Below are 21,244 nucleotides of genomic sequence, written 5' to 3' on the forward strand. Positions count from 1 at the left end.
TCCACGACCACGATGGCATCGTCGACGAGCAGACCGATCGCGAGCACGAGGCCGAACATCGACAGCACGTTGATCGAGAAGCCCACCGCCGACATGATCGCGAACGTGCCCAACAGCACGACCGGCACCGCGATCGTCGGGATGATCGTCGCCCGCAGGTTCTGCAGGAACAGATACATCACGAGGAACACGAGCACGATACCTTCGATCAGCGTCTTGACCACTTCCTCGATCGACAGGCGCACGAACGGCGTCGTGTCGTACGGGTACTTCACGACGAGGCCATGCGGGAAGTACTTCGACAGCTCGTCGATCTTCGTGCGCACTTCCTTGGCCGTTTGCAGCGCGTTCGCCCCCGTGGCCAACTGAATGCCCATGCCGGCCGTCGGCTGCCCGTTGTACTTCGTGTCGAAGTTGTACGTTTCGCCGCCGAGTTCGATGCGCGCGATGTCCTTCAGGCGCACCTGCGAGCCGTCGGGGTTCACCTTCAGCAGGATGTTGCCGAAGTCCTTCGGCGTGCGCAGCAGCGTCTGCTCGGTAATCGTCGCCTGCAGCATCTGCCCCGGCACGGCCGGCGTGCCTCCGAGCTGGCCGCCCGCGATCTGGACGTTCTGCTGCTGCACCGCGCTGACGACGTCGCCCGGCGTCAACTTATAGTTCGTCAGCTTGTTCGGGTCGAGCCAAATCCGCATCGCGTACTGCGTGCCGAACAGCGTAACCGTGCCGACGCCGTCGAGGCGGCTGATCGGGTCTTGGATGTGCGAAGCGACGTAGTTGGCGAGGTCGTACCGGCTCATGCTGCCGTCTTCGGAGACGAAGGCGAGCACGAGCAAGAAGCTGCTGCTCGATTTCGTGACCTTCGTGCCGAGCTGCTGCACGACGGTCGGCAACAGCGGCGTGGCGAGCGACAACTTGTTTTGCACCTGCACCTGAGCGATGTCGGGGTTCGTGCCGGCGTTGAACGTCAACGTGATCGTGGCCGTGCCCGAGTCATCGCTCGTGGAGGACAAGTACAGCAGGTGATCGAGGCCGCTCATCTGCTGCTCGATGACCTGCGTGACCGTGTTTTCGACCGTCTTCGCCGATGCGCCCGGATAGCTCGCCGAAATTTGGATCGACGGCGGCGCGATCGTCGGATACTGCGCGATCGGCAGATTGAAGATCGACGCAATCCCCGCGAGCATCAGGATGATCGCGATCACCCACGCGAAGATCGGCCGATCGATAAAGAACTTTGCCATTGTTGCGGGCTCTCCGTGATCAGGCGGCGGGCGCGGACGCGCCCGAGGCCGGCGCCGCGCCACTGGCTCCCGCCGCCGCTGTCGCCGGCAATTGGGCCGGGACCGGTTTCACTTGCATGCCGGGATGAACCTTTTCCGTGCCCTGGACGATCACGCGATCGCCGGGCTGAAGGCCGCCGTCGACGACCCAGTCCGGGCCTTGCATGCCTGCGGTCGCGAGCTCGCGCGACACCACTTTGTCGCCTTCGCCGACGACGAGCGCCACGGCCGCGCCCTTTTGATCGTGCGTGACGCCGATCTGCGGCACGAGCATCGCGTGTTCGTTCACGCCTTCGTCGATGCGCGCGCGCACGAACATGCCCGGCAGCAGCACGCGGTTCGGATTCGGGAACAGCGCGCGAATCGTGACCGAGCCCGTCGATTGATCGACGGTCACGTCCGAGAACTGCAGCTTGCCCGGCAGCGGATAGGGCCGGCCGTCTTCGAGAATCAGCGTGACTTTCGCCGCGCCCGGGCCACTCAGCTTCAGGCGCCCTTCCTGCACTTCGCGGCGCAGCTTCAAGCCGTCGAGGCTCGATTGCGTCAGATCGACGTAGACGGGATCGAGCTGCTGGATCGTATCCATCAGCGTCGCCTGGCTCGCCTGCACATAGGCGCCCGGCGTGACTTGCGAGACACCCGTGCGGCCGGAGATCGGCGCCACGACATCGGTGTAGCCGAGGTTGATCTGCGCCGTTTCGACGGCGGCCTTGCCGGCTGCGACGTCGGCTTGCGCCTGCCCTTGCGCGGCTACCGCGTTGTCGTAGTCTTGCTTGCTGACGGCGTTCGCGGCGACGAGCACCTTGTAGCGGTTCGCTTGGGCCGTCGTGGTCGCGAGATTGGCCTGCGCCTTCGCGAGCGTGGCCTTCGCGCTGTTCAACTGAGCCAGGTACGGCGCCGGATCGATTTTGTAGAGCCGCTGGCCCGCCTTCACCTCAGTGCCTTCGGTGAATTCGCGGCGCAAGATGATGCCGTCGACGCGCGCGCGCACTTGCGCCACGAGGAAGGCGTTCGTGCGCCCGGGCAGTTCGGTGATCACGGGCACCGCGCTCGGCTGCACGGTGACGACGCCGACTTCGGGCGTTTGCGCGGGCGGCGCGGACGGCTTCTGTCCGCATGCCGCGAGCGCCACGGCCGCGGTGGCGGCGCAGATTAGGCGAAATGGAACCGGTTGGACACGCATGGAGCGACCTCTGGTCTATAACTGGAAACGAAATGGTCCTGTCGCGCCTCTTCCCCCACGAGGCGCGCGGCGCGACGGTCACGGCGAAACGCTTGAGCAAGTCGACGGGCGCCGGCTCGGGCGCGATACGTTGCGTATGGCGCTGCGCGAGCCGCGCAAGAAGCGCGCGACGTACGGCAAGGACGGCAGGGCTCGCGCGCAAACGACTGACGATCATACCCGCGATTTCGCGTCGGGCACTTCAAACGCTGCCGCGTATTTTATATACATTCTCGACTGTATGTAAATCGACTATCATTACAAGATGTTCCCGAGCCGCGACCCGGCACGCCGTTTCACGAAAAGCCACAGCGCTGGGACCGATGGCGGCCGGACCTGCCCGCCCCCACGCCCGTCACCGGGCAGAGACAAATGGTCAGACGAACGAAGGAAGAGGCCCTGCAGACACGCAACCGCATTCTCGATGCGGCCGAGCAGGTTTTTTACGACAAAGGCGTGTCGCGTACCTCGCTCGCGGACATCGCCGCTCACGCAGGCGTGACGCGCGGCGCGATCTATTGGCACTTCGAGAACAAGGGCGACTTGTTCACGGCCATGTTCGATCGCGTACTGCTGCCGCTCGACGAACTCAAGGCACGGCCGGCCGATGGTGCCGACGACGATCCGCTCGCACGCTTGGCCACGGTGCTGAAATGGTGTCTGCAGGCGGCCTCGACCGATCCGCGGCGGCGGCGCGTGTTCGACATCCTGTTTCTCAAGTGCGAGTTCGTCGAGGAGATGGGCCCGGTCAAGGAGCGTCATCAAACGAGCATGCGGGAGGGGGTGGGCAAGATCGAGGAGGACTTGCTCCTCGCTGTCGAGAAGGGGCAGTTGCCGGCCGATCTCGATACGCGCCGCAGCGCGTTGTACTTGCACGCGTTCGTCGGCGGCTTTCTGCGCGATACGCTGCTGTTGCCGGCCGCCGACGATTTCGCGTCGCATATCGACGCGTTCATCGATGCGTGCATCGATGCATTGAGCATGAGCCGCGCCCTGCGCAAGACACAGGCAGGCAGGCATTGATCGACGATCGGCCCTGCACCGGCGCGCCCAAACGCACGCGCCGGCTTCCGCCTCGAGAGTCGATCAGAAGTTGCGCGCCACGCCGACCATGAACATATCCTGGTCCTTGTCGTTGCCGGTTGCCACACGATTGAAGCGCACGCTCGCTGCCCAGTCGTTCGTCACTTGGTAGCTCACCTGCGCGCTGAGCAAGGCATTGAGCCGCGTCTTGTGCGAGACCTCGTCGCGGTCATAGGAGAGATACGGGCCCACGCCGGCCGATAAGGTCCATTTGCTTCGAATCGGCGCCACGTACCAGAGCTGCGCCGCCGCGCCTCTTCTTCCCGCAACGCCGTTGTTGCCTTCGTAGACGAAGCTCCCCGAATAAGCCCAAGCATTGCCGAGCGGCCGCTTGACTTCGACCATGTACCCCTTTTCGATCGGCACTTGGGGATGGTTCGTCTGCGACGTGCCGGCCCACACGCTCACCTGCGTCTTGCCGTCCGAAAACGCCGGATGCGGGTTGCCGGCGAAATCCGACCCGATGCCGAAGAGCACCATGTCGGAGCTGAATCCGTCGATGACCTGAACGTGGTCGTACTGCAGCTTGAGGAAGAAGCCGTTCGGCACGAGGTAATAGCGCACGGCCGCGGAGGCGCGCACGCCCCATCGCTTTTCGTTGCGCGGTGCGTTATCGACGTGCGTCGTGTCCATGCTGAAATACGGCCCCGCCGATAATTCGAGCATGATGCGCTCGCTCATCGGCCATCGAAACGATCCAAGCGCCGCAAAACCGTCGCGGTGATGATCTAAGGGATGCCCCTCGTTCAAATAAGCGAGGTAGACGGAAAGATAGTCGTTCAGCACGTCGCCGAAGCCGACCTCGTAGGCGCGCCATCGCATGTCGCCCCCTCGGGACGCCGCGCCGTCGCCGAATACGGCGTATCCGTTGATCGTTCGGCCCGGCTGCTGGGGCGCGCCGCCGGCGGCCGCGCCGTCGTCCGCGGCGTGTGCCGGCGCTCCCCCCAAGGCCACGGCCGCGATGACGGTTGCGAATGCCACGCGCGAATGGATGCGACGACAGATGCTCATTTGCATGCCCCTCATCGTGATGATCGCAGTCGATTATAGGAATGCTTGCGCGGCGCGGTGAAGGGGCCGCCGAACGCAATCGGCCTCATTGGTTCAGAGCGACGCCGTCCAGCTACCGGCGCGAATTTCGAGGCGGGTAAAGCAGGTGGAGAAACGCGCCACCGCAACCGCAACCCATTCAGCCCAGCCAGCGCGCGGCGTAGAGCAATACGGCCACGAGCACGACGATGGCCACCCAGGCCCACGCCGGCATGGCCTGCGGCGACGCCGAACGATGCAGCCCGTGAGCGCCGCGCGGCGACACGAGCGTGCCCGCGGCGCGCCCGGCGAGCGCCGCCGCCGCGTTGTGCTCCCATGTCTTGCGGCCGAGCCCGGCCATGTGGATCGGCCGGAGAAAGACGTGCTGGCGGCGTGCGCCGCCCGTGGCCCGGTTCGCGCGCTTGCCATGCTTGGCTTCGACGACGGCGCAGAACTCCGCGAAGAAATCGTCGGCCAAATCGTGCAGCGCATTTTCGATTTGGCGCGACGGCAACTCGGCCAGCGGTCCCGTCAGCGTCGCCCAGACCGAGTAGTCGATGCGCGTCGCACTCGCCTCGCCGCTTTCGTCGACGGGACCATCCCCTGCCAGCCTGACGTCGATTTGGCCGCGCAACGAGCCGACGCCCGACGCGCAGGCCTTGAAGTTCAGCGTACCGTGCAGCGCATCGAAGCCCGGCCTCACGTTGCCGGTTGCCAGCCGGGCATCGAGACTCGCCACATGGGCGCGCAGATCGTAGCGCGCGCGCAACGGACCGAGCGGCACCGTCAACGTCAGCGCGTATTCGCCGTTCGGCGTGCGGCTGAACGTCTCGCAGTTCTCGAGGCTCGCCCGCAGCAATGCAATGTCTTGCAACGCATCGCGAACCGCGGACGGCGCGAGCGGGATTCGGAGCGCGTCGGTCAATTCCATGGCGACTATCCTCGATCTGCGCCGCTACGAGGTTTGATCGATGCGGTCCACCCGCGACGAGTAAAAGGCCACGCACCCCGAGATCGCCTCGGCACCAGGCAACGGAGATTCGTAGCTCCATGCGGCATCGATCACGGGACCGTCCTCTTCGGTGAGCAGATGAAAATACGAGGCGTCGCCCTTGTACGGACAATGGGAGGCGCTTTCGGAACGGCGCAGGCGCGTCATGTTCACGTCTTCGCGCGGAAAATAGAAGACGTCGGGTAGGCCGGTTTCCCTCAACGTCAGCCCTTCCCGCGTATCGGCGATCGTGATGCCGCCATGAATGACGCGCAGACGGTGGGGATTCCGCTCGATTTCGATCCGGTGTGACGTATCGGCATTCGTCATAGCCATTCCTCTCGCAAGGCGCATGCCGGGTGCACCGCACAAAAAAAGCCACGAGCGGGCGCCCGTGGCTTCATTATCGGCGAAAGTCGAACCGCGTGTGCGGTCCGGCACCTGAACTATTGCGTATTCCAGTGGAAATCCGCACGCGCGCCCGGCGATTTACCGACCGTCACTTGGCGCGTCTGGTCCTCGTCCTTATAGCGTGCATGCACGGTGTAACGGCCCGGCGGCAGTTTCACGAGCATGTACGGGCCGCGCGAGTCCGCCGTCAGGATGTCGGCGTCGTGCGGGCCGACGATGCGTACGTGGACGTCGGCGAGGTAGTCGGCGCCGGGCCCCGTGAAGCGCATCGCGAGCGGCCAGCGGTGCTGGGCGCTTTTGAGCGCCGCGGATTCGTCGCTGCCGACCCCGCCCGATACATAGGCGATGTCGCCTTGATGCTGGATCTGCGGCATGCCGCCGCCGTTCTCGTTGCCCGCGCTCGTCGTATCGGTGGTGGTGCCGCCGACCGTGCCCGAGCTTTGCGCCCACGCGCCGCCGGCCGTTAAGCCGAGCGCCGCTGCGGCCACGGCTGCGGCGAGCATCGCTTTCTTGCTGGTTCGCGTTTTCATCGGATCGCTCCTTCTGGTTGCGCGCCGGTTGCCTCGACAACTCAGACGCTACGAGAAACAGCATGCAAGCCCCGTTCCCGGCGAGCCGCGCATCCGTTGCGCGGCCCGCCGGCACCCGGTTTGCATACTTCAGCCCAAATCGACGGGCACGAAGATCTGCGCGTTGTCGCGCTGAATCAAGAGCGCCACGCTATTGCCGGCTTTCGCGATGACGTCGCGCAACTGCTCGACCGACGTGACCGGACGACCGTTCACCGCGAGAATGACGTCGCCGGGCTGAATGCCAGCGCTGGCTGCGGGCCCGCTCGCGCTCTGCACGAGCAGCCCGTGCGTGAGCGAGGTGCCGCTACGCTCTTGCGGCGTCAGCGGCCGCACCGCGACACCGAGCTTGCCTTGCTCCGACGAGGGGCCGCCGCTGTCGGCCACCTTCGTATCGGACAATGAGCCGAGCGTCACCGTGACTTGCTTCTTCGCCTTGTCACGCCAGATGTCGAGCGTCGCCTTCGAGCCGGGCTTCATGCTCGCAATCTGCGCGGGCAGGTCCGTCGAGTCGTTCACGGCCGAGCCGTTGACGGCCAAGATCACGTCGCCGGCCTGCAAACCGGCCTTCGCGGCGGGACCGCCGGGATCGACCGAACTCACGAGCGCGCCCGCCGGCTTTTGCAGGCCGAACGAATCAGCCAACGTCTGGTTGACGCCCTGGACCGCCACACCGAGCCGGCCGCGGCTGACGTGTCCCGTCTTCACGAGTTCGTCCTTCACGCGCATCGCTTCGTCGATCGGAATCGCGAACGACAAGCCCTGGAAGCCGCCCGTCTGCGAGTAGATCATCGAGTTGATGCCGATCACCTGCCCTTGCAGGTTGAACAGCGGGCCGCCCGAGTTGCCGGGGTTCACGGGCACGTCCGTCTGAATGAACGGTGTGTAGTTCTCGTTCGGCAGCGAGCGCGCCTTCGCGCTGATGATCCCCGAGGTGACGGTGTTGTCGAACCCGTACGGCGAGCCTATCGCAACGACCCACTGGCCGACCTTGCTCTGGTTCGGATCGCCGATCTTCACCGTCGGCAAGTTCGAGGCGTTGATCTTCAGGACCGCGACGTCCGATTGCTTGTCGGTGCCGACGACCTTCGCACGGAACTCGCGTTTGTCGGTCAGTTTGACCGTGACGACGTTCGCGCCGTCGACCACGTGCGCGTTCGTCAAGATGTAGCCGTCGTTGCTGATGATGAAGCCCGAACCGAGGCTTGCGCTCGGGACGTCGTCCTGCCCGCCCCCACCGCCGTTCCCGCCGCCGTTGAAGCCCGGGAATTGACCGTAGAAGCGCTTGAAGAACTGGTAGAACGGATCGTCGGGATCGACGGGCAGTTGCTGCATCGAGCGGCGCGCCGCCTGCTTCACGACGTGCTTCGCGCTGATGTTGACGACCGCCGGCCCGTAGGTTTCCACGAGCCCGGAGAAATCGGGAATGCCCGTTTTCGCGGCGGCTTCGGCCGGCATCATCGCGGCAGCTTGCGCGTTGGAGATGAGGTGCGGATCGGCGTGGCGCGTACCGGCCACGTAGCCGACGGACAGCGCGGCGGCGACGGCAACGGCCACGGCACCGCGAGAAAGCGTTTTTGCGTTCATGGGGAAAGGCCTCCTTGCTTGATGTGTGGCAGAGTAAAAGGGCTGTCTTAAAGGAGACTTAACAGCAAAATCGTCCGACGAGCGGCTTTCCCCAGCGGGGCCGGACGGCCTGCGCCACGGCCCGCGCGCCACGGGTGCGCCCCGGCCGGCGCCGCGCGTTCAAAACCGCACCGTGACGAGCAGCCCGCCGAGCGGCGCATCGCCGAGTTCGATCGCGGCGCCGTGCTGCATCGCCACACGCTTGACGATCGCGAGGCCGAGCCCGCTGCCTGAGACGTCCGTGCGGGCGCGCGCTTGAGCGTCGCGGTAGAACCGGTCGAACACGCGCGCGCGCTCCTCGGCCGGGATGCCGGGGCCGCTGTCGGCGATCTGCACGCAGGCCCGGCCGTGCTCGTCGAGCGACAGCGATACGTCGATGCGGCCGCCGGCCGGCGTGTACTTGACCGCGTTGTCGAGCAAGTTGCCGAACATGACGCGCAGCGAATCGGCGTCGGCCGTCACGGTGGCCGGCTGTGCGCGCTCGAAGCCGAGATCGATGCCGCCGCGCAAGGCGATGGGGGCATGCGCGGCAACGCAATCGGCCAGCAGCATGCGCAAATCGACGGCCTCCTTGACCGCACCCGCGTCGGGCTCGGCACGTGCGAGCGCGAGCAACTGCTCGGCCAGGCGCGTCGCACGCGTCACGCCCGCCTGAAGATCGGCGAGCGCCTCGCGGCGTGCCTCGGCGTCTTGCGCGCGCGCAACGAGCTGCGATTGGATCTGCACGGCGGCGAGCGGCGTGCGCAACTCGTGCGCCGCATCGGCCACGAACGCGCGCTGCGTGTCGAGCGCCGACGAGAGCCGGGCCAGCAGACCGTTGAGCGCGCGCACGAGCGGACGCACTTCGAGCGGCAAACGCGCCTCGGGCAACGGATCGAGCGCCTCCGGGCGGCGCGCGTCGAGTGCGCGCGTCACGCGCCTGAGCGGCGCGAGCCCGCGTCCGACGACGCCCCAGACGGCCACGCCCAGGAACGGCAGCAGCAAGATGAGCGGCCACAGCGTTCGCAGCGCCACGTTCGCGGCGAGGCGATTGCGCACGGACAGCGGCTGCGCGAGTTGGACGACGTTGTCGCCGACGATCGCGCCGTACACGCGCCAATCGCCGCGGTCGGTGCGCTCGGTCGAGAAGCCGAGCTCCGCGCGAGGCGCGAGCGGCGCGCGCGGATGCGAGTAATACATCAGCGATCCCGTGCGGCTCCAGATCTGAATGACGATGCCCTCGTCCGCATCGTTGTGCGCCCCGAAGATCTGCGCGAACGGCTCGGACGGCAGCGCCGCCGCGATTTCCTGCAGCTGATAGTCGAAGAGCTCGTTGGCCTCGGCGAGCGCCTGCCGATAGATGAGCCAGCCGGCCAGACCGACACCCGCGAGCACGATTCCGATGAGCCAGAACAGCAGTTGACGGCGAATGGATTGCATCATTCCTTCGCGATCATGTAGCCCAGGCCACGCACGTTGCGGATCAGATCCGCCCCGAGCTTCTTGCGCAGCGCGTGGATATAGACTTCGACCGTATTGCTGCCGATCTCCTCGCCCCATCCGTACATCTTCTCTTCGAGCTGAGCCTTCGAGAGGACGGCGCCGGGCCGCGCCAGCAGCGCTTCGAGCAGCGCGAACTCGCGCGCGGACAGCGCCACGGGCGCGCCCTCGAGCGTCACTTGATGCGCCGCCGGATCGAGCGTGAGCGGGCCGTGGCGGATCACCGATTCGCAGCGTCCGGCTTGGCGCCGGATCAGCGCGCGCATGCGGGCGCCGAGCTCGTCGAGATCGAACGGCTTGACGAGATAATCGTCGGCGCCGGCGTCGAGGCCCTTCACGCGATCGGCCACCGCGTCACGCGCCGTGACGATCAGCACCGGCAACGCGTTGCCGCGCGAGCGCAGCGAACGCAGCACGTCGAGGCCGTCGCGCTTGGGCAAGCCCAGATCGAGCAAGACGAGGTCGTATGTCTCGTTGCCGGCCGCGGTCAGCGCCGCTTCGCCGTCTTGCACCCAGTCGACTGCAAACCCTTCGCCGCGCAACGCCTTGCGCACGCCCTCCGCAATCATGCGGTCATCTTCGACTAGCAGTATTCGCATCGCTTCGCGCTGAACGCGCCCGAATGACTCAGATAGCGCATTCTAGCGGGTCCGGCATCGACGGCTCATGCGCAACACCCACCGCTTGCCCCCTACAATGAGCGCTTTGCTTTGCGCGCGTTCCGCGCGCCTCGCCTTTGTCATCGGCTTTTCGTGCACTCTTTCATGACGCTCGCCTCGCTCTGGTACTTTGGCCGCCGCGCCCTCCTCGCTTCGTCCCGCTTGCCCGCCGTCCTCGCGCCACGCAAACACGGACGTCCCCGAATCGCCCGGCGGTGCGCGGCCGGGGCGCTCGCCGCCGTCTGCGCGCTGGCGGCAGCCCCCCACGCCGACGCGCACAAGCCGCTGCTGCGCCATCATGCGCACTCCGCACCGGCCAAGGCCGGGCTGCCGCTCTCGGTGACGAGCGCACTCAAGCGCGCGGGCGTGCCGCCGTCCGACATCAGCGTCGTCGTCGAGCGGATCGGCGAACACGCGCCGCTCGTGGCCCTGAACGCCGACACGCCAATGCTGCCGGCTTCGACGATGAAGCTCGTCACCACCTACGCCGGACTATCGATCCTCGGCCCCGACTACCGGTGGCGCACGAGCGCCTATGCCGACGGCCAAGTCGACGCGGGCGGCGTGCTGCACGGCAATCTCTACATCCAAGGCACGGGCGATCCGAAGCTCGTGCCCGAGGAACTCATCGACCTCGTCGAAAAGATCCGCCGCGCCGGCATCACCGGCATCGACGGCGCGCTCGTACTCGACAAGCGCTTCTTCGATCCGTCCACGCGCGACCTGCCGCCGTTCGACGACGATACGAGTGCTCCCTACAATGTCGGCCCGGACCCGCTGCTCTATGCGTTCAAGTCGCTGTCGTTCACGCTGACGCCGTCACCCGACGGCACCGTCGACATCGAAGTGATTCCGGCGCTCGCCCAACTGCAGATCGACAACTCGCTGCGTGCGAGCCCCGGGGCCTGCGTCGGCGTCGATACCGCGCTGACGCCGAGCGTCACGCCCGAGCCGAACGGCACCGTGGATGCGCTGTTCTCGGGAGAATATCCGGCTCGTTGCGGCCCCCGCACGATCAACGTCGCGGTGCTCGACCACACGGCGTTCTTCGCCGGCGGCTTTCTCGCCCTGTGGCGCTCGGCCGGCGGCACCTTCAACGGCACCACGCACGAAGGCCCCGTGCCCCTGGGCGCGCGGCTCGTCGCCGTGCACCACGGCCCCGTGCTCGCCGACATCGTTCGCGACATCAACAAGTTCAGCAACAACGTGATGGCGCGCAACCTGTTCCTCACGATCGGCGCCGTCGCCGGCAAACCACCCGCCACACCCGCGAAGTCGGCCGAGGCGATCGAACGCTTTTTGCATGACCAGGGGCTGGCGATGCCCGAGCTCACACTCGCGAACGGCTCCGGCCTTTCCCGCGAAGAGCACGTCAGCGCGCGCTCGCTCGCCGATCTGCTGCAAAACGCGAACGCGAGCCCCGTCGCACAGGTATTCGTCGCGTCGCTCCCCATCGCCGGCGTCGACGGCACCATGCGCAACCGGCTGCGCGACGAGCCGGTGCTCGGCAACGCCCACATCAAGACGGGCACCCTCAACGACGTGCGCGCGATCGCAGGCTATGTGGCGGCTGCCGATGGCCAAAGCTATGTCGTCGTCAGCTTCATCAACTCGCGGCATGCCGAGCAGGCCCACGCGGCCCACGACGCGCTGCTCGAGTGGGTTTATCGCGGATTGCGCTGAGCGTCCCGCACCCGGCCGGCGCGGCAAATGCGGCGCCCGCCACCGAATACTTCTTCTAGGATCGAATGACGCCGCGCGAGACGCGAGCGTGTACCCTTTCGGGCAACGACCGGCGGATGACCGGATGACCGCGTTTGCCCAGCACGAGTGCCGAACGGCGCACGGCACGGCGCGGACCTTGGGACCCTATAACGACGAGACTGGAAGGAGGAAGACGTCATGCCATTCGACGCCGAATTGCTTCTGCTCGCCATGGCGCCCGTCTTTCTTGCTTGCATCGGCTGCGAAGCCTGGCATTTCGCTCGCAAGCGCCGGCTAAAGCGCTTGTACAGCTGGCCCGATACGCTGTGCAATGCCGCGCTCGCGCTCATGCATCAAGGCGCCGACAAGCTCGCATGGCTGGCCGTCGTGCCCGTCTACGCCTATGTCTACGCACACTTCCGGCTCTTCACCTGGTCCGACGGCTGGGTGTCGCTCGCCGTCCTGTTCGTGGCACAGGACCTGCTTTACTACGTGTTCCACCGCTGCAGCCATCGCATTCGCTGGTTCTGGGCCGCGCACGTCGTGCACCACTCCTCGGAGCGCCTGAATCTGTCGACGGCATTCCGCCAGAGCCTCATGTACCCGATCGCCGGCATGTGGGCTTTCTGGTTGCCGCTCGCGCTGCTCGGCTTTCCGCCGCAGCAGATCGTCGCGATCGTGCTCATCAACTTGGCCTTTCAGTTCTTCGTTCACACGCAAGCGGTCGGCCGGCTCGGATGGCTCGAATACGTCATCAACACGCCCTCCATTCACCGCTGCCACCACGCGCGCAACCCGCGCTACATCGATCGCAACTACGCCGGGGTGCTCGTCGTCTGGGACCGGTTGTTCGGCACCTATGTGCCGGAGGACGAGTTAGACGCGCCGCAGTACGGCATCGTCGAACCGCTCGGCACGGACAACCCGCTCACGGCGACCTTTCACGAGTGGGGCTCGATGCTCGCCGATGTACGCGAGATACCGAGTTTCGCGGGCAAAGTGCGGGTGATTTTGGGACCACCCGAATGGGCAGCGGCCTACCACCGCGCCGCGGCGAACACCGAGCCGGCCGGCGAGCCCGGAGCAGCCGGTCCTGCCGGCGTCGCCGCTGTGCATGCCGCTTCGCGCAGGACATGAACGCTTGATGGCAGCGTGCACCGTGGCCGAACGCCGCACGCGCTGCGCACCGGCCCGAGCCGAGGCTGCCCGACGTCGATTTCTTGCATCACATATCACAGCACGGCCATGCCGCATATACGAGGAGATGAAGTCGATGGAACACGAACACGGTAAGAAGACACAGAACACCACTTGGCTGCGTGTGACGCAAACCGCGATCGCCGGCGCCGCCTTTGCGCTGCTCGCCGCCTGTGGCGGCGGCGGTGGCAGCAGCGGCGGCAGTCCGTCGAGCGCGGCCGCAACGCCGCCGGGCGGCGTATCGATGCAGGTGGTTTCGTTCGGCACGAGCCTTTCCGATGCCGGCACCTATTCGCCGGTCATCGCGGCGCAGTTCGGCGGCGGCCGTTTCACGACGAACCCGGGCCAGGTATGGACGCAAAACGTCGCCGTCTACTACGGCGGCACGCTCACGCCGGCCTTCGTCGGCGGCTTCGGCCAGCCGCTTACGGCAGCCGGTGGCCTCGACTACGCGCAGGGCGGCGCGGAGGTCTCGACCGCACAAGGCATCGGCTGGGCGCCGAACAATCTGGCCGCCACGACGACGCCGATCGTCACGCAGGTGGCGAACTACCTGAGCGCGAACGGCAGCTTCAACTCGAATCAGCTCGTGCTCGTCGAGGGCGGCGCGAACGATATTCTGGCCAATCTGACCACGCTCCTGACCAAGATCCAGACGGACATCGGGGGTGGCATGACGCCGCAGAACGCGACCCTCCAGGAGGTGAACACCACGCTCGGCCCGGCGGCGCAAGCCTTGGTCACGCAAGTGGCGACGATCATAGCCAAGGGCGCTAAGCACGTCGTGTTCGTCAACGTGCCCGATATCGGTCAGACGCCGCTCGGCGTGCAGACGGCGGCGCAAAGCGGCGCCGCGGCTCAGCAGCTCATTTCCGGTGTCGTGCAGACGTTCAACGGCGTCGTGGCCGCCGGGCTGCAAGCGGCGAATCTGCCGACCGGCACGGTGATCTCGATCGATGCGTTCACCTGGCTCGATCAGCTCATCGCGGCTTCTCAGGCCAACGGCTTCTCCGTTTCCAATACGAACACGGCTTGCAATCTCACGCAGATGCAAACGTCGGCCACGGCATACGCGCAGGCCAATCCGAGCGTGCTGCTGCCCGGTCAAACGGCTGCCCAGTTCGGCGCCGCACTCGCCTCGTCCTTGTTCTGCTCGCCGCAGACGCTGACGACAGCCGGAGCCGATCAGTCCTACATCTTCGCCGACCTCGTTCACCCGACCACGCGTACCCATGCGCTGTTCGCGCAGTACGTCGAATCGCAGATCGCGAAGGCGGGGATCGGCCACTGACCGGGTGAGCGGGCTATTCGCTCGCTTCGAATGCCGCCGCCGCACGGCCCAGCCGATCATTGACGGCGATCCATTCGGGCGTGTCGGGCAGTTTTTCGACGAAGATTCGTTCGACTTGCGCTCGATCGAGCGCGCGCAACAAGCCGTACAACTCGCGCGCGTAGACGTGCGGGTCCTCGGGTGCGGCGACAAAATGCACGTCGCGCGCTTCGGCCCATGCGCCGGCGCACGAGACGCGCGCCACGAGCGCCACGCGCTTGCCGGCCGCTTGCGCGCCGGCCAGCATCGGCTCGAGCGCTGCGAACGGCAATAACGCGAGCGGCGTGCGCGGTGCGTAATGCGCCTTGAGGGTGCCCGATGCGCGCGGCGCCGTGGCATCGCTGCCGTCGGGAAGCCGCGGCGCGACGCCAAGCACGTCGGCGATCTCGCGCGGCGTGATACGCCCGGGACGCAGCAACGCCGGAAAGCCCCGCGATAAATCGACGATCGTCGATTCGATCCCGACGTCGCAAGCGCCGCCGTCCAATACGTGAATTTCGCCGCCGAATTCGTCGCGAACGTGCTGTGCCGTCGTCGGGCTCACGTGGCCGAAGCGATTCGCGGACGGCGCCGCGACGCCGCCATGTCCAGCGCGCCGCACGCTGAATGCTTCGAGCAGCCGTTGTGCAATGGGGTGGGAGGGGCAACGCAGGCCGACCGAGTCTTGGCCACCGCTGACCGCATCGGGAATGTGGGGCGCACGCTTCAGGATCAGCGTGAGCGGCCCCGGCCAGAATGCATCGATGAGCTTTCGTGCATCGGCAGGCAATTGCCCTACCCAGTACTGCGGATCGCCGTGCGGTGCCAGATGCACGATGACGGGATGGTTGGCTGGCCGCCCTTTCGCCGCGTAGATGCGCGCGACGGCCGCCGGATTCTCGGCGTCGCCGCCGAGGCCATAGACGGTTTCGGTCGGAAACGCGACGAGCTCGCCGGCCGCGAGCAACGCGGCCGCTTCCTCGATCTGCGCCTCGGAAACCGCGGGTGCCGAGGGGGCCGCGGGTGAGTTCGGGTGGTTGGACATCGTCGAACAGCCTATCGAACAGCCTTGACGCTCGCGCCGCTCAGCCGAGCGGGATGTGCAGCAGCCGCGCGCAATCGCGGGCGGCCGTGCGCGCTTCGTCGAGCGTGGCGGCGGTGAAGTTCACGTGCCCCATCTTACGCCCGGGACGCGCCTCTTCCTTCCCGTACAAGTGCAAGCGCGCCGCAGGCATCGCGGCCACTTCGTGCCAGGGCGGCGTCACGGGCGTCGCGCGCGCAACGCCCTTCGGGTCGACCGGGAACCAGACGTCGCCGAGAATGTTGAGCATGACGGCCGGCGAGTGCTGCCGCGTGTCGCCGAGCGGCATGCCCGTCATGGCACGCACCTGCTGCTCGAACTGGCTCGCCGCGCAGGCATCGACCGTGTAGTGGCCCGAGTTGTGCGGCCGCGGCGCCATTTCGTTGGCGACGAGCGAGCCGTCTTCGAGCACGAAAAATTCCACGCAGAGCACGCCGACGTAACCGAGCTTCTCGGCGATGCTGATCGCCGCCAGTTGCGCCTGCTGCGCGAGTGCGGGCGGCGCATCGGGCGCCGGCACGATCGTCAGCGCAAGCACGCCGCCGCGATGAAGATTCTGCGCGAGCGGATAGACGGCCGTGGCGCCGTTGGTCCCGCGCGCGACGAGCGCCGAGACTTCGAATTTCAACGGCAGCCGCTTTTCGAGCACGCACGGCACGCCGCCGAGCGAACTGTAGGCGTCGCGCACCTCGTCGGCGCTCGCGACGCGCACTTGACCCTTGCCGTCGTAACCGAGGCGGGCCGTCTTCAAGATGCCCGGCAGGACTTGCTCGAGTTGCGCGTCATCGAGCACGGCCAGCGCCTCCGACGATTCGATGACGACGTGCGGCGCCACGGGCACGCCCGCTTCGGCGATGAAGCGCTTCTCGGCGATGCGATCTTGCGCGATCGCAACGCAGCGTCCGGCCGGGCTTACGAACGTCGAGCGTGCCAGAAAATCGAGGCTCGCCGCGGGCACGTTCTCGAACTCGGTCGATACGGCCGCGCACAGACGCGCGAGCTCGGTCAGCGCCGATTCGTCCTGATAGGGTGCCCGGAGGTGCCGATCGGCCACGCTGCCCGCGGGGCTCGATTCGTCCGGGTCGAGCACGGCGACGCGATAGCCCATCGCCTGAGCCGCGAAGCAGAACATGCGGCCGAGCTGGCCGCCGCCGACCATCCCGAGCCAAGCGCCGGGCATGATCGGTGAAACGGGGGTGTTCTCTGGATTCATCGTAGTGGTCGGTCCGCCCGCGGCCTATCGGACAAGCGGGACATGAAGCAACGGTCGCGAAAACGGGACCTCGAAATGGGGCGGCGGCGCAGCAGGAGCAGCGCCGGCCTCGCAAGCGCTCGATGCGCTCAGAGCGCCGGCAGCACCATCGCGTGAGCCGCCTGATTTTGCCGCACGCGAAACGCCGCGAGCCGCTCGGCATAATCGCTCGACGTGCCGGCCAGCATCGCCACGGCGAACAGCGCCGCGTTCGCCGCGCCGGCCTCGCCGATCGCGAACGTCGCGACGGGTACGCCCTTGGGCATCTGCACGATCGAGTGCAGCGAGTCGACACCTTTCAGGTACTTGCTCGCGACCGGGACGCCGAGCACGGGCACCGTCGTCTTCGCGGCAAGCATGCCGGGCAAGTGCGCGGCGCCGCCGGCGCCCGCGATGATCGCCTGCAAGCCGCGCGCACGCGCCGTTTGCGCATACTCGAACATCTCGTCGGGCATCCGATGCGCCGAGACGACCTTCGCCTCGTACGGCACACCGAATTCCTGCAGCATCGCCACGGCGTGCTTCATCACTTCCCAATCCGAGCTCGAACCCATCAGCACGCCGACGAGCGGCGCGCTGTGCGTATGGGCGGTTTGGACTACTTCGCTCATCGTGCGGATTTCCTTGTCAACCGATCGATCTCTTACGCCAACTGCTGGCCGGTCAGACGCTCAAGCGCCTCTTGATACTTGCTGCTCGTCTTGGCAATGACGTCCTCGGGCAGCTTCGGCGCCGGCGGCGTCTTCCCCCAGCTCTGGGCTTCGAGCCAATCGCGCACGAATTGCTTGTCGAACGACGGCGGATTCGTTCCGACGCGGTATTCATCGGCAGGCCAGAAACGCGACGAATCGGCCGTCAGCGCTTCGTCCATCAAGAACAGCTTGCCGTGACCGTCGAGCCCGAATTCGAACTTCGTGTCGGCGATGATGATGCCGCGCGTGGCGGCATATTCCGACGCTTCCTGGTACAGCTTGATCGAAATGTCGCGGATCGTCGCGGCGAGCTCGGTGCCGATGCGACGCTCGCACTCGTCGAACGTGATGTTCTCGTCGTGATGGCCCATCTCGGCCTTCGCGGCCGGCGTGAAGATCGGCTCGGGCAGCTTCTGTGCGTTGCTGAGCCCCGGCGGCAGTTCGACGCCGCAAACGGCGCCCGTCGCTTGATAGTCCTTCCAGCCGCTACCGGCGAGGTAGCCGCGCACGACGGCCTCGACGAGGATCGGCTCGAGCCGCTTGACGACGACGGCGCGCCCCTTCACCTGCTCCACTTCGTCGGGCGCGACGACGGACTCGGGCGCCACGCCCGTCAGGTGGTTCGGCACGATGTGCTGGAGGCGGTCGAACCAGAAGTTCGCCATCTGGTTGAGCACGCGCCCTTTGTTCGGAATCGGCTCGCCCATGACGACGTCGAATGCCGACAGGCGATCGGTCGTGACGATCAGCAACTGGTCGTGGCCGACGGCATAGTTGTCGCGGACCTTGCCGCGGCCGAGCAGCGGCAGCGAGCGGAGCGAGGATTCGTAGAGGGTAGACATCGTCGTGAGCCGTCAGTCAAAAGTGATGAACGAATGAAACACCAGGCGCATCGAAGCATCAGCCATCGCCCGCCTGGACGGCGCTGCCGGCTGATCGGCCGGCAGCATCAACTGCAAAACAACGAACAACGAACAACAAAGAACAAAGGCAAACGCCGTTCCCATCGATTGATCGGAACGGCGATCGATTCACGATGGCCGCGCGTTGCTCGCGCGGCCATGCGGGCGGGGATCAGCGAACGACTTGCGCCAGTTCGCCGGCCTTGTACTTCTCCGCCATCTTGTCGAGCGAGATCGGCTTGATCTTGCCCGCCTGCCCTTCACAGCCGAACGCCACGTAGCGGTCGACGCACACCATCTTCGCGGCCTCGCGCGCAGGCTTCAGGTAGTCGCGCGGGTCGAACTTGCTCGGGTTCTCGAACAGGTAGCGACGGATCGCGCCCGTGATCGCCAGGCGCAGATCGGTATCGATGTTCACCTTGCGCACGCCGTGCTTGATCCCTTCCTGAATTTCCTCGACGGGCACGCCGTACGTTTCCTTCATGTCGCCGCCGAACTCGCGGATTTCGGCCAGCAGCTCTTGCGGCACCGACGACGAACCGTGCATCACGAGGTGCGTATTCGGAATCCGCGCGTGGATTTCCTTGATGCGCTCGATCGCGAGGATGTCGCCCGTCGGCTTCTTCGTGAACTTGTAGGCGCCGTGCGAGGTGCCGATCGCGATCGCGAGCGCGTCGCACTGCGTCTGCTTCACGAAGTCCGCCGCTTGCTCGACGTCGGTGAGCAGTTGCTCGCGCGTCATCGTGCCTTCGGCGCCGTGGCCGTCTTCCTTGTCGCCCTTCATCGTCTCGAGCGAGCCCAGCACGCCCAGCTCGGCCTCGACCGTGACCCCGATCGAATGCGCCATTTCGACGACCTTGCGCGACACATCGACATTGTATTCGTACGACGCGACGGTCTTGCCGTCGGCTTGAAGCGAGCCGTCCATCATCACGCTCGTGAAGCCGCTGCGCATCGCGGCCATGCAAACGGCCGGCGATTGCCCGTGATCCTGGTGCATCACGACCGGGATATGCGGATACGACTCGATCGCCGCTTCGATCAAGTGACGCAGGAACGGCTCGCCCGCGTACTTGCGGGCGCCGGCCGACGCTTGCATGATGACCGGCGCGCCGACCTGATCCGCCGCAGCCATGATCGCTTGCACTTGCTCGAGGTTGTTCACGTTGAACGCCGGCAAACCGTAGCCGTGCTCGGCCGCATGGTCCAGCAGTTGACGCATTGATACGAGAGGCATGCTGTACTCCTTGGATTGAAATCTGGGTGCTCGGTCGGCACTTTTAATGTGCGAATGCGCGATTTTATCGCGAACCGGGGGCGCAACCCCCAGTCGAGCGGTCGTCATAACCCGCGGCGAGCGCCAAATGTACGGTCTTGGGCGCCGACGAGCGGCCTCGCGCGAGCGAACGGCACGCGGCGCCGCCGCTGCTCAGCACCCCGTGCCGGCCAGCAAGCGGCCGCTCGGCCGTCGATCCGCTGAATCCGCTGAATCCCGCTCGAATCCGTTTGCAACCCGGTCAATCCGTCCGGATCGCCACCGGATCAATACGGATCGCCCACGCGCACGATCTTCAGCGTGTTCGTGCCGCCCGCTTGGCCCATCGGCTCGCCCACCGTCAGCACGACCATGTCGCCGCGCGCGGCATAGCCCTTCGACACGACGACTTCCACGGCTTGCTTCAACGCTTGATCGCGATCGCTGTTCGGCTCGACCGAAAGCGGCGTGACGTTGCGGAACAGCGCCATCGCACGCTCGCTCGTCACACGCGACGTCAGCGCGAAGATCGGCACGTGCGACCAGTGGCGCGAGAGCCACAGCGCCGTCGCGCCCGATTCCGTCAGCGCCACGATCGCCTTCGCGCCGAGATGGTAGGCCGTGAAGAGCGCGCCCATCGCGATCGACTGGTCGATGCGCGTGAAGGTGCGGTCGAGGAAATCCTTGTCGAGCTCGACGTGTTCCGACTTTTCCGCTTCGATGCAAATCGCGGCCATCGCTTCGATCGTCTGCACCGGGTACTTGCCCGCGGCCGTCTCGGCGGACAGCATCACCGCGTCCGTGCCGTCGAGCACCGCGTTCGCGACGTCCGACACTTCCGCACGCGTCGGCACGGGCGCGTGAATCATCGACTCCATCATCTGCGTGGCCGTGATCACGAGCTTGTTCGACTCGCGCGCCATCCGGATCATCCGCTTCTGGAGCGCCGGCACCGCGGCGTTGCCGACTTCGACGGCCAAGTCGCCGCGCGCGACCATGATGCCGTCGGACGCATCGAGGATGCCTTGCAGCGCAGGGATCGCCTCGGCACGCTCGATCTTCGCGATCATCTTCGGCTTGATGCCGTACGGCATGCCGGCGATGTTCGCTAACTGGCGGGCCATTTCCATGTCCGTCGCGTTTTTCGGGAACGACACCGCGATGTACTCGACACCGATGGCCATCGCCGTGCGGATGTCTTCCATGTCTTTCGCCGTCAGCGCGGGCGCGGTGAGGCCGCCGCCCTGGCGATTGATGCCCTTGTTGTTCGAGAGTTCGCCGCCCACCTTGACGATGGTGTGAATCTCTTCGCCGACGACACGCGACACCGTCAGGACGATCAAGCCGTCGTTCAGCAGCAGCACATCGCCCGCTCTCAGGTCGCGCGGCAGATCGCGGTAATCGAGCCCGACGCGCTCCTCGTTGCCGAGTTCGCAATTCGCATCGAGGATGAACGGGCTGCCGGCCGTGAGCTGCACCTTGCCGTTTTCGAATCGGCCGACG

At 66.2% G+C, this 21,244-nt stretch carries 21 protein-coding genes; 5 read left to right on the forward strand and 16 right to left on the reverse strand.

The genetic code is table 11. From position 1 onward, the window contains the following. Both ACTHNZ_RS07585 and ACTHNZ_RS07590 read right to left on the reverse strand, forming a co-directional pair. Positions 1-1,241: efflux RND transporter permease subunit (locus tag ACTHNZ_RS07585; RefSeq protein WP_440541885.1), on the reverse strand; the 1,241-nt coding region annotated here is incomplete at its 3' end. A 19-nt stretch (positions 1,242-1,260) separates the two neighbouring features. Then, entirely contained in the window at positions 1,261-2,463 is a 1,203-nt protein-coding gene (locus tag ACTHNZ_RS07590; protein ID WP_440541886.1) for an efflux RND transporter periplasmic adaptor subunit, read from the reverse strand. Here ACTHNZ_RS07590 and ACTHNZ_RS07595 point away from each other — a divergent pair. Then, a complete protein-coding gene (locus ACTHNZ_RS07595) occupies positions 2,462-2,749 on the forward strand; it encodes a hypothetical protein (RefSeq protein ID WP_440541887.1) in 288 nt (95 codons plus the stop codon). The two genes, ACTHNZ_RS07590 and ACTHNZ_RS07595, sit on opposite strands and share 2 nt — an antisense overlap. A 125-nt stretch (positions 2,750-2,874) precedes the next feature. Beyond that, a complete protein-coding gene (locus ACTHNZ_RS07600) occupies positions 2,875-3,525 on the forward strand; it encodes a TetR family transcriptional regulator (protein WP_440541888.1) in 651 nt (216 codons plus the stop codon). 63 nt (positions 3,526-3,588) lie between these two features. Here the strand turns inward: ACTHNZ_RS07600 and ACTHNZ_RS07605 are convergent, their stop codons facing one another. The 7 genes from ACTHNZ_RS07605 to ACTHNZ_RS07635 all read right to left on the reverse strand — a co-directional run bounded on the left by ACTHNZ_RS07605 (position 3,589) and on the right by ACTHNZ_RS07635 (position 10,289). Further along, on the reverse strand, positions 3,589-4,596 hold the full coding sequence (locus ACTHNZ_RS07605) for a hypothetical protein (RefSeq protein ID WP_440541889.1): 1,008 nt from the start codon (positions 4,594-4,596) through the stop codon (positions 3,589-3,591). Positions 4,597-4,774: 178 nt separating this feature from the next. Continuing rightward, entirely contained in the window at positions 4,775-5,545 is a 771-nt protein-coding gene (locus ACTHNZ_RS07610) for a CoxG family protein (protein ID WP_440541890.1), read from the reverse strand. Positions 5,546-5,569: 24 nt separating this feature from the next. Continuing rightward, positions 5,570-5,935, reverse strand: coding sequence for a DUF427 domain-containing protein (locus ACTHNZ_RS07615; RefSeq protein WP_440541891.1), 366 nt, complete (start codon positions 5,933-5,935; stop codon positions 5,570-5,572). Between the two features lie 116 nt (positions 5,936-6,051). Then, the gene (locus ACTHNZ_RS07620) at positions 6,052-6,546 is read right to left on the reverse strand and encodes a carboxypeptidase regulatory-like domain-containing protein (RefSeq protein ID WP_440541892.1); all 495 of its coding nucleotides are present in this window, start codon (positions 6,544-6,546) and stop codon (positions 6,052-6,054) included. A 129-nt stretch (positions 6,547-6,675) separates the two neighbouring features. Next, positions 6,676-8,172: a DegQ family serine endoprotease gene (locus ACTHNZ_RS07625; RefSeq protein ID WP_440541893.1), complete on the reverse strand. Its 1,497-nt coding sequence runs from the start codon at positions 8,170-8,172 to the stop codon at positions 6,676-6,678. Between the two features lie 159 nt (positions 8,173-8,331). Next, entirely contained in the window at positions 8,332-9,630 is a 1,299-nt protein-coding gene (locus ACTHNZ_RS07630) for an ATP-binding protein (protein WP_440541905.1), read from the reverse strand. Beyond that, on the reverse strand, positions 9,630-10,289 hold the full coding sequence (locus ACTHNZ_RS07635; RefSeq protein WP_440541894.1) for a response regulator: 660 nt from the start codon (positions 10,287-10,289) through the stop codon (positions 9,630-9,632). The genes ACTHNZ_RS07630 and ACTHNZ_RS07635 overlap by 1 nt, the downstream gene beginning before the upstream one ends. 165 nt (positions 10,290-10,454) lie before the next feature. Between ACTHNZ_RS07635 and dacB the strand changes: the two genes are divergently transcribed. The 3 genes from dacB to ACTHNZ_RS07650 all read left to right on the forward strand — a co-directional run bounded on the left by dacB (position 10,455) and on the right by ACTHNZ_RS07650 (position 14,541). After that, complete coding sequence (gene dacB, locus ACTHNZ_RS07640) at positions 10,455-12,032, forward strand: D-alanyl-D-alanine carboxypeptidase/D-alanyl-D-alanine endopeptidase (protein WP_440541895.1); 1,578 nt, start codon at positions 10,455-10,457, stop codon at positions 12,030-12,032. A 219-nt stretch (positions 12,033-12,251) separates the two neighbouring features. Continuing rightward, complete coding sequence (locus tag ACTHNZ_RS07645; RefSeq protein ID WP_440541896.1) at positions 12,252-13,190, forward strand: sterol desaturase family protein; 939 nt, start codon at positions 12,252-12,254, stop codon at positions 13,188-13,190. Positions 13,191-13,326: 136 nt separating this feature from the next. Continuing rightward, positions 13,327-14,541 carry an SGNH/GDSL hydrolase family protein gene (locus tag ACTHNZ_RS07650; protein ID WP_440541897.1) on the forward strand — a complete coding sequence of 405 codons (1,215 nt, stop codon included), beginning with the start codon at positions 13,327-13,329 and terminating at the stop codon, positions 14,539-14,541. A gap of 13 nt (positions 14,542-14,554) precedes the next feature. Here the strand turns inward: ACTHNZ_RS07650 and ACTHNZ_RS07655 are convergent, their stop codons facing one another. The 7 genes from ACTHNZ_RS07655 to pyk form a co-directional block, all read right to left on the reverse strand. Next, positions 14,555-15,604, reverse strand: a complete 1,050-nt coding sequence (locus tag ACTHNZ_RS07655; RefSeq protein ID WP_440541898.1) for an L-threonylcarbamoyladenylate synthase — start codon at positions 15,602-15,604, stop codon at positions 14,555-14,557. Between the two features lie 40 nt (positions 15,605-15,644). Continuing rightward, a complete protein-coding gene (locus ACTHNZ_RS07660; RefSeq protein ID WP_440541899.1) occupies positions 15,645-16,853 on the reverse strand; it encodes a 5-(carboxyamino)imidazole ribonucleotide synthase in 1,209 nt (402 codons plus the stop codon). Positions 16,854-16,981: 128 nt separating this feature from the next. Beyond that, on the reverse strand, positions 16,982-17,503 hold the full coding sequence (gene purE / locus ACTHNZ_RS07665) for a 5-(carboxyamino)imidazole ribonucleotide mutase (protein WP_440541900.1): 522 nt from the start codon (positions 17,501-17,503) through the stop codon (positions 16,982-16,984). A gap of 32 nt (positions 17,504-17,535) precedes the next feature. Further along, a complete protein-coding gene (locus ACTHNZ_RS07670; RefSeq protein WP_440541901.1) occupies positions 17,536-18,426 on the reverse strand; it encodes a phosphoribosylaminoimidazolesuccinocarboxamide synthase in 891 nt (296 codons plus the stop codon). 12 nt (positions 18,427-18,438) lie between these two features. Further along, positions 18,439-18,591: a hypothetical protein gene (locus ACTHNZ_RS07675; RefSeq protein ID WP_440541902.1), complete on the reverse strand. Its 153-nt coding sequence runs from the start codon at positions 18,589-18,591 to the stop codon at positions 18,439-18,441. A 67-nt stretch (positions 18,592-18,658) separates the two neighbouring features. After that, the gene (gene fba, locus ACTHNZ_RS07680; RefSeq protein WP_440541903.1) at positions 18,659-19,723 is read right to left on the reverse strand and encodes a class II fructose-bisphosphate aldolase; all 1,065 of its coding nucleotides are present in this window, start codon (positions 19,721-19,723) and stop codon (positions 18,659-18,661) included. A gap of 305 nt (positions 19,724-20,028) precedes the next feature. After that, a partial coding sequence (gene pyk, locus ACTHNZ_RS07685) for a pyruvate kinase (protein ID WP_440541904.1) occupies positions 20,029-21,244 on the reverse strand: 1,216 nt, incomplete at its 5' end.

Origin of the sequence: Trinickia sp., assembly GCF_051953955.1 — a bacterium.
Classification (GTDB): domain Bacteria; phylum Pseudomonadota; class Gammaproteobacteria; order Burkholderiales; family Burkholderiaceae; genus Trinickia.

Bases quoted from the DNA above. Each gene is read 5' to 3' on its own strand.
- ACTHNZ_RS07655 (WP_440541898.1), bottom strand. From the start codon at position 15,604: ATGTCCAACCACCCGAACTCACCCGCGGCCCCCTCGGCACCCGCGGTT.
- ACTHNZ_RS07600 (WP_440541888.1), top strand. From the start codon at position 2,875: ATGGTCAGACGAACGAAGGAAGAGGCCCTGCAGACACGCAACCGCATT.
- ACTHNZ_RS07610 (WP_440541890.1), bottom strand. From the start codon at position 5,545: ATGGAATTGACCGACGCGCTCCGAATCCCGCTCGCGCCGTCCGCGGTT.
- ACTHNZ_RS07625 (WP_440541893.1), bottom strand. From the start codon at position 8,172: ATGAACGCAAAAACGCTTTCTCGCGGTGCCGTGGCCGTTGCCGTCGCC.
- ACTHNZ_RS07590 (WP_440541886.1), bottom strand. From the start codon at position 2,463: ATGCGTGTCCAACCGGTTCCATTTCGCCTAATCTGCGCCGCCACCGCG.
- ACTHNZ_RS07635 (WP_440541894.1), bottom strand. From the start codon at position 10,289: ATGCGAATACTGCTAGTCGAAGATGACCGCATGATTGCGGAGGGCGTG.
- purE (WP_440541900.1), bottom strand. From the start codon at position 17,503: ATGAGCGAAGTAGTCCAAACCGCCCATACGCACAGCGCGCCGCTCGTC.
- dacB (WP_440541895.1), top strand. From the start codon at position 10,455: ATGACGCTCGCCTCGCTCTGGTACTTTGGCCGCCGCGCCCTCCTCGCT.
- ACTHNZ_RS07645 (WP_440541896.1), top strand. From the start codon at position 12,252: ATGCCATTCGACGCCGAATTGCTTCTGCTCGCCATGGCGCCCGTCTTT.
- ACTHNZ_RS07615 (WP_440541891.1), bottom strand. From the start codon at position 5,935: ATGACGAATGCCGATACGTCACACCGGATCGAAATCGAGCGGAATCCC.
- ACTHNZ_RS07595 (WP_440541887.1), top strand. From the start codon at position 2,462: ATGGAGCGACCTCTGGTCTATAACTGGAAACGAAATGGTCCTGTCGCG.
- ACTHNZ_RS07620 (WP_440541892.1), bottom strand. From the start codon at position 6,546: ATGAAAACGCGAACCAGCAAGAAAGCGATGCTCGCCGCAGCCGTGGCC.
- ACTHNZ_RS07650 (WP_440541897.1), top strand. From the start codon at position 13,327: ATGGAACACGAACACGGTAAGAAGACACAGAACACCACTTGGCTGCGT.
- ACTHNZ_RS07605 (WP_440541889.1), bottom strand. From the start codon at position 4,596: ATGAGCATCTGTCGTCGCATCCATTCGCGCGTGGCATTCGCAACCGTC.
- ACTHNZ_RS07660 (WP_440541899.1), bottom strand. From the start codon at position 16,853: ATGAATCCAGAGAACACCCCCGTTTCACCGATCATGCCCGGCGCTTGG.
- ACTHNZ_RS07675 (WP_440541902.1), bottom strand. From the start codon at position 18,591: ATGGGAACGGCGTTTGCCTTTGTTCTTTGTTGTTCGTTGTTCGTTGTT.
- fba (WP_440541903.1), bottom strand. From the start codon at position 19,723: ATGCCTCTCGTATCAATGCGTCAACTGCTGGACCATGCGGCCGAGCAC.
- ACTHNZ_RS07630 (WP_440541905.1), bottom strand. From the start codon at position 9,630: ATGCAATCCATTCGCCGTCAACTGCTGTTCTGGCTCATCGGAATCGTG.
- ACTHNZ_RS07670 (WP_440541901.1), bottom strand. From the start codon at position 18,426: ATGTCTACCCTCTACGAATCCTCGCTCCGCTCGCTGCCGCTGCTCGGC.